This is a genomic window from Mesorhizobium sp. M1A.F.Ca.IN.020.03.2.1 (genome assembly GCF_004023205.1).
Taxonomy (GTDB): domain Bacteria; phylum Pseudomonadota; class Alphaproteobacteria; order Rhizobiales; family Rhizobiaceae; genus Mesorhizobium.
Genome location: NZ_RZSV01000289.1, coordinates 1 through 6045 on the forward strand (window position 1 = coordinate 1; position 6045 = coordinate 6045).

At 63.7% G+C, this 6045-nt stretch carries 5 protein-coding genes; all 5 read left to right on the plus strand.

What is annotated here, in order from left to right; all coding sequences use genetic code 11:
* Positions 1-164: 164 nt before the first annotated feature.
* The gene (locus EOA79_RS28535) at positions 165-770 is read left to right on the plus strand and encodes an ATP-dependent Clp protease proteolytic subunit (protein ID WP_067319749.1); all 606 of its coding nucleotides are present in this window, start codon (positions 165-167) and stop codon (positions 768-770) included.
* Between the two features lie 81 nt (positions 771-851).
* Positions 852-1118: a hypothetical protein gene (locus tag EOA79_RS28540; RefSeq protein ID WP_095825348.1), complete on the plus strand. Its 267-nt coding sequence runs from the start codon at positions 852-854 to the stop codon at positions 1116-1118.
* 749 nt (positions 1119-1867) lie between these two features.
* Positions 1868-4789: an excinuclease ABC subunit UvrA gene (gene uvrA, locus EOA79_RS28545; RefSeq protein ID WP_128293506.1), complete on the plus strand. Its 2922-nt coding sequence runs from the start codon at positions 1868-1870 to the stop codon at positions 4787-4789.
* A 35-nt stretch (positions 4790-4824) separates the two neighbouring features.
* Positions 4825-5289, plus strand: a complete 465-nt coding sequence (locus tag EOA79_RS28550) for a GNAT family N-acetyltransferase (RefSeq protein ID WP_095825316.1) — start codon at positions 4825-4827, stop codon at positions 5287-5289.
* A gap of 30 nt (positions 5290-5319) precedes the next feature.
* The coding region (locus EOA79_RS28555; RefSeq protein WP_164893979.1) for a DUF72 domain-containing protein at positions 5320-6045 on the plus strand (726 nt) is incomplete at its 3' end.

The window sequence follows — 6045 nt, forward strand, 5'->3', positions numbered from 1 at the left end:
TCTCAGCATCGTCCATGATGGTTTCGCGACGGTCGCGCAACCTGTCGTCGCCGTTTCCGGCGCCCGCTGCCGGATTTCGCTCGACGCGCGCAAAAGCCCAGCTGCCGCCAACGCGCCAAGCATGGCGCTGCGCGCGGCTTGACCAAAGAACGAGGAGATCTGCGATGAGCGCCTTTGCCAATCTCGTGCCGATGGTAATCGAGCAGTCGAGCCGCGGCGAGCGCGCCTTCGACATTTTCTCGCGGCTGCTCCGCGAACGCATCGTCTTCATCAACGGCGAGATCAATGACGGCGTGTCGGCGCTGGTCTGCGCGCAGCTCCTGTCGCTGGAATCGGATCATCCCGACAAGGAGATATCGATCTACATCAACTCGCCGGGCGGCGTGGTGACCAGCGGCTTCGCCATCTACGACACCATGCAGTACATCTCCTGCCCGGTGTCGACGGTGTGCATGGGCTTTGCCGCCTCGATGGGCTCATTCCTGTTGATGGCAGGCTCGCCCGGTCGGCGCATCGCGCTGCCCAACACCAGGATCGTGCTGCATCAGCCGCTCGGCGGCTTCCAGGGCCAGGCCTCCGACATCCAGCGCCACGCCGAGGACATCCTGCGCACCAAGCGCCACATGACGGAGCTGTACGCCAAGCATTGCGACCGGACCTACGACGAGGTCGAGCGCACGCTCGACCGCGACTATTTCATGACCGCCGAGGAAGCTAAGGCCTGGGGGCTCGTCGACCATGTCTACGACACGCGCAAGAAGGCGGCCTGACCGCGCGGCAAATTGATTGCGGCGCATCTGGCCTCGCCTTCGGCGCGCCTCTATAGTTCGCGCATGATCCGAGCGCGTTCCTTGACGAATCTGGGTTTTGCCGTTGTCGCAGTCGCCGGCGTGCTTGCGGTCGGCACCGCCGCTTTTGCCGACGACAATTCGACACAAAAACTGCCCGGCGTGAGCAGCGACTACCGTATCGCCAAGCCCGCGCCGCAGCCCGAGCCTGACGACGCACTGCCAGCCGGCAGCAACGGCACGTTCAAGATCGGCGACACCGATGTCAGGATTTCGGGCAGCATAACCATCGACATGGCAACGGGCGCCATCAGGCCTCCCAACCACTGAAGCTTACCCCGCATTGCGGACGCCGGCGACGGACCTCCGGCTCGCAAAATGCAAGCCCCGCCACTGCTTCCGCAGGTGGACGGGGCTTTCATGGATCTGAAACCCAATTTTAGCCGGGAGTGGACTGCCGGCGTTCTGTTTCGGATGCAACGCGGCTTTCAGCCGACGATCCGACTATGGTCTCTGATTGTAGGAATCGGCAGGTCACGTTTTTCGGGAGGCGCTCACGCCTACCCTGGCACTATGCCCGCCGCGGCTCCATCGCTTCGTGGAGCCTCAAGGGACTGTCCGGTGGCGTCATGCTCCGCTCCTGGTCCGTTGTGGCAATGTCGTCCGAAGCGCAAATCGCTGAAGCCTGCGGCGTCTCGCAGGCCACCTCTGGGTGACGAGGCCATCGACAGACGGCCGGCTTCGTTGACGCCTTTGAGACTGCCCCCATGGGTCCGAGACGTCAACCGTTGAAGAGCCGGTTACAGAAAAATGTGATCGATCGGAGGTTACGTCCAGGTAAGTCGAATGCCTTCGACTGATCGGTCGCGACGGTTTTTGCAGCCGCTGTTTCCACAGCGCTTTGTCAGGAGGGTGTTCGGCCTTTGTTCTTTCCGCTTGCCCGCTCGCGCGAAAGGCGGTTAAACGCTTTGGTCGAGATTGTGGCGTCTCTCGACGCGGCGACGAGATTACCTACATAGGGGATGGCCGGGACAAACCCGCCAATCCAGCAAATTCCAGACCTGAGGCGGCGACCGGCGATGGCCGACCAAAAATATCTTTCCATTCGCGGCGCGCGCGAACACAATCTCAAGAACGTCGATCTCGACCTGCCGCGCGACAGCCTGATCGTCATGACCGGCCTGTCGGGATCCGGCAAGTCGTCGCTTGCCTTCGACACCATCTATGCCGAGGGTCAGCGTCGCTATGTCGAAAGCCTTTCGGCCTATGCCCGCCAGTTCCTGGAAATGATGCAGAAGCCGGACGTCGACCAGATCGACGGCTTGTCTCCCGCCATCTCGATCGAGCAGAAGACGACGTCGCGCAACCCGCGCTCGACAGTCGGCACCGTCACCGAAATCTACGACTATATGCGCCTGCTCTTCGCCCGCGTCGGCATTCCCTATTCGCCGGCCACCGGCCTGCCGATCGAAAGCCAGACGGTCAGCCAGATGGTTGACCGCGTGCTGGCGCTGGACGAGGGCACGCGTCTCTACCTGCTGGCGCCGATCGTGCGCGGCCGCAAGGGCGAATACCGCAAGGAACTTCTGGAGCTGCAGAAGAAGGGGTTCCAGCGCGTCAAGGTCGACGGCGTCTTCTACGAGATCGCCGACGTGCCGGCGCTGGACAAGAAATACAAGCACGACATCGACGTGGTCGTCGACCGCATCGTAGTTCGCGGCGATCTGGCGACGCGGCTTGCGGATTCGATGGAGACGGCGCTGAAGCTCGCCGACGGGCTTGCGGTGGCCGAGTTCGCCGACAAGCCGCTCGACGCCAGCCGGACGGGCGAGGACTCGGTCAACAAGTCGAAGAACGAGACGCATGAGCGCATCATGTTCTCGGAAAAATTCGCCTGCCCGGTGTCCGGCTTCACCATTCCCGAGATCGAGCCCAGGCTGTTCTCCTTCAACAATCCGTTCGGCGCCTGCCCGACCTGCGACGGCCTCGGCAGCCAGCGCGCCATCGACGCCAACCTCATTGTGCCGGACGAGAATGTCTCGCTGCGCGACGGCGCCATCAGCCCGTGGGCGAAATCGACCTCGCCCTATTACGCGCAGACGCTTGAGGCCTTGGGCAAGGCCTATGGCTTCAAGCTCGGCGACAAGTTCAAGGATCTGAGCGCCGAGGCGCAGCAGGCCGTGCTGCACGGCACGGGCGAGCGCGAGATCACCTTCCAGTATGACGACGGCCTGCGGTCCTACAAAACGACCAAGACCTTCGAGGGCGTCATCCCCAACCTCGACCGGCGCTGGAAAGAAACGGAATCGGCCTGGATGCGCGAGGAGATCGAGCGCTTCATGTCGGCCACCCCCTGCCCCGCCTGCAACGGCTACCGGCTGAAGCCGGAAGCGCTCTCAGTCAAGATCGCCGGCAGGCACATCGGCGAGGTCACGGAGCTGTCGATCCGCAAGGCCGACCGGTGGTTCACCGATCTGCCGGCGCAGCTCAACGAAAAGCAGAATGAGATCGCCGTCCGGGTGCTGAAGGAAATCCGCGAGCGCCTGCGTTTCTTGAACGATGTCGGCCTCGACTATCTGACGTTGTCGCGCAATTCCGGCACGCTGTCGGGCGGCGAGAGCCAGCGCATTCGTTTGGCCTCGCAGATCGGCTCAGGCTTGACGGGCGTGCTCTACGTCCTGGACGAGCCGTCTATCGGTCTGCACCAGCGCGACAATGCCCGCCTGCTCGATACGCTGAAGCACCTGCGCGACATCGGCAACACGGTGATCGTCGTCGAGCATGACGAGGACGCCATCCTGCATGCCGACTATGTCGTCGATATCGGCCCGGCCGCCGGCATCCATGGCGGTGAGATCATCGCGCAAGGCACGCCGCAGCAGATCATGGCGACGCCCGCCTCGATCACCGGCAAGTATTTGTCGGGCGAGCTCGAGGTCGCGACGCCGGCGGTGCGCCGCGAGGCGAAAAAGAACCGGCGTATCAAGGTCGTCGGCGCGCGCGGCAACAATCTGAAAAACGTCACGGCGGAGATCCCGCTCGGCACTTTCACCTGCGTCACCGGCGTCTCCGGCGGCGGCAAGTCGACCTTCCTGACCGAGACGCTGTTCAAGGCGGCCTCACGCCGCATCATGGGCTCGCGCGAGCATCCGGCCGAGCATGATCGCATCGAGGGCCTGGAGTTCCTCGACAAGGTCATCGATATCGACCAGTCGCCGATTGGCCGCACGCCGCGCTCCAACCCCGCCACTTATACCGGCGCCTTCACGCCGATCCGCGATTGGTTCGCCGGTCTGCCGGAGGCTAAGGCGCGCGGCTATCAGCCGGGCCGTTTCTCCTTCAACGTCAAGGGCGGCCGCTGCGAGGCGTGCCAGGGCGACGGCGTCATCAAGATCGAGATGCACTTCCTGCCCGACGTCTACGTCACCTGCGACGTCTGCCATGGCAAGCGCTACAACCGCGAGACGCTGGACGTGCTGTTCAAGGGCAAGTCGATCGCCGACGTGCTCGACATGACGGTCGAGGAAGGCGTCGAGTTCTTCTCGGCGGTGCCCGGCGTGCGCGACAAGCTGGAGACGCTGAAGCAGGTCGGGCTCGGCTACATCCACATCGGCCAGCAGGCGACGACGCTCTCCGGCGGCGAGGCGCAGCGCATCAAGCTGGCCAAGGAACTGTCGCGCAAGGCGACCGGTAAGACGCTCTACATCCTGGATGAGCCGACCACCGGCCTGCATTTCCACGACGTCGCCAAGCTTCTGGAAGTGCTGCATGAGCTGGTCGACCAGGGCAACACGGTGGTGGTGATCGAGCACAACCTCGAAGTCATCAAGACCGCCGACTGGGTGCTCGACCTCGGCCCCGAGGGCGGCGACGGCGGTGGCGAGCTGGTAGCCTCCGGCACGCCGGAAGCGATCGTGCGCGAAAAGCGCAGCTACACCGGCCAGTTCCTGAAGGAGCTTCTGGAGCGGCGCCCCGGGGGCAAGCGCGAAGCGGCCGAGTGAGCAAGTGGGTCGGCAAGCGTTTGGAACAGTCTCAAATGAAGATCAGGCAAGCGCTTGCAGGTGATCTCCAAGCTGTCGTCGCGATAACCACGGACGCCTACGCCCCCTATACCGCCCTGTTCGGCGCGCCGCCGATCCCGGTGACCGAGGACTATGCACCCCGCATTGCGCGCGGCGAGGTCTGGCTGCTGGAGGATGGTTCCGATCTGGCCGGGCTGCTTGTCCTCGAGCGGCACGACCATCATGCCATGATCTTCAGCGTTGCCGTTTCGCCGGCCTTCCAGGGCAGGAAGCTCGGCATCAGGCTGCTCGACTTCGCCGACGAGCAGGCGCGGTCATGGAGCGTGCCGGAGGTGCGGCTCTACACCAATTCGCGCATGGAGCGGAACATCGCGCTCTATTCGGCTTACGGCTATCGGGAGACGGGTCGCCGCGCCAACCCATACCGGCCAGGATGGATATTGGTCGACATGGCCAAGCCGGTCGACAAAGCAGCCTGAGCCGTACTCAAAACTCGGAGGAGGAAGACGATGATCCAAGGAAAGATCCGCTCCGGCATGGGCGGCTGGACCTTCGAGCCCTGGGACACCTCCTTCTATCCGGACAAGCTCGCCAAGGCCAAGCAGTTGCACTTTGCCAGCCGCCAGGTGCCGAGCATCGAGGTCAACGGCACCTATTATTCCAGCTTCAAGGAGCCGACCTTCGTCAAGTGGGCGAACGACACGCCGGAGGGCTTCGTCTTTTCGCTCAAGGGCAACCGCTTCGTCACCAACCGCCGCGTGCTTGGCGAGGCCGGGGAATCGATAATGCGCTTCCTCGGCTCGGGCATTGTCGCGCTCGGCGACAAGCTGGGACCGATCCTGTGGCAGTTCGCGCCGACGAAGAAATTCGATGCCGACGATCTCGAGGCCTTCCTGAAGCTGCTGCCCGAGAAACAGGACGGCGTGCCGCTGCGCCATGCGCTCGAAGTGCGGCATGACACCTTCATCGTGCCGGAATTTCCGGCTCTGGCGCGCAAATACAATGCCGCCATCGTCTATGCCGACCACGCCAAATATCCGGCGATCGCCGACGTCACCGGCGATTTTGTCTATGCCCGCCTGCAAACCGGCAGCGACGACAATCCCGATTGCTACACGCCGAAAGGGCTCGACGAATGGGCGGGCCGCGTCAAGACCTGGGCGGAAGGCGGGCAGCCGGCCGACCTGCCGCGCGCCGATCCCAAGACCGACGCGCCGGTTAAGCCGCGCGACGTG

What these genes read in the sequence shown, in the direction of transcription:
- EOA79_RS28535 (WP_067319749.1), top strand. Translation starts at nt 165, where the DNA reads ATGAGCGCCTTTGCCAATCTCGTGCCGATGGTAATCGAGCAGTCGAGC.
- uvrA (WP_128293506.1), top strand. Translation starts at nt 1,868, where the DNA reads ATGGCCGACCAAAAATATCTTTCCATTCGCGGCGCGCGCGAACACAAT.
- EOA79_RS28550 (WP_095825316.1), top strand. Translation starts at nt 4,825, where the DNA reads ATGAAGATCAGGCAAGCGCTTGCAGGTGATCTCCAAGCTGTCGTCGCG.